The organism is Tistrella bauzanensis, assembly GCF_014636235.1.
GTDB lineage: Bacteria > Pseudomonadota > Alphaproteobacteria > Tistrellales > Tistrellaceae > Tistrella > Tistrella bauzanensis.
In genome coordinates this window covers 1-555 of sequence record NZ_BMDZ01000220.1, presented here as the reverse complement: position 1 = coordinate 555, position 555 = coordinate 1, and the positions used below count along the sequence as shown (strand labels likewise).

At 69.2% G+C, this 555-nt stretch carries 1 protein-coding gene; it reads left to right on the top strand.

Translation table 11 applies throughout. The features are described from left to right. On the top strand, window positions 1-555 hold a 555-nt coding region (locus IEW15_RS25670), incomplete at both ends, for a cadherin repeat domain-containing protein (protein WP_229708898.1).

The following is a 555-nucleotide window of genomic DNA, read 5'->3' as shown; positions in this document are numbered from 1 at the left end:
GAGATGCCGACGGCGCCGGTGGTGTCGGGGACGGTGGTTGCCGAGAACGCGGCGGGTGCGGTGATCGGGCGGGTGAGTGCCACCGATCCGGACGCGCCGGCGAGCGGCAATGGCCGGCTCACTTACAGCGTCGACGATGCGCGTTTCGAGATCGTGGGCGGTGTGCTGAAGCTGCGTGATGGTGTGAGCCTGGATCACGAGGCGGCGGGCACGATCGATCTGGTGCTGACGGCGACCGATGGCGGCGGGCTGACCGCCAGCCGGACGGTGACGATCACGGTCACGGATGTGAACGAGGCACCGGCGGCGCCGGTGGTCGATGGCGACACGGTTGCCGAGAACGCGGCGGGTGCTGTTATCGGCACGGTGAGTGCGGGCGACCCGGATGGTGACGCGCTGACCCTGTCGGTGGATGACGACCGGTTCGAGATCGTGGATGGCGCGCTGAAGCTGAGGGACGGGGTGGCGCTCGATCACGAGACCACCGGCACGGTGACGGTGGTGATCACCGCGACCGATGCCGGCGGGTTGTCGGCCTCGACGCTGCTGACGATC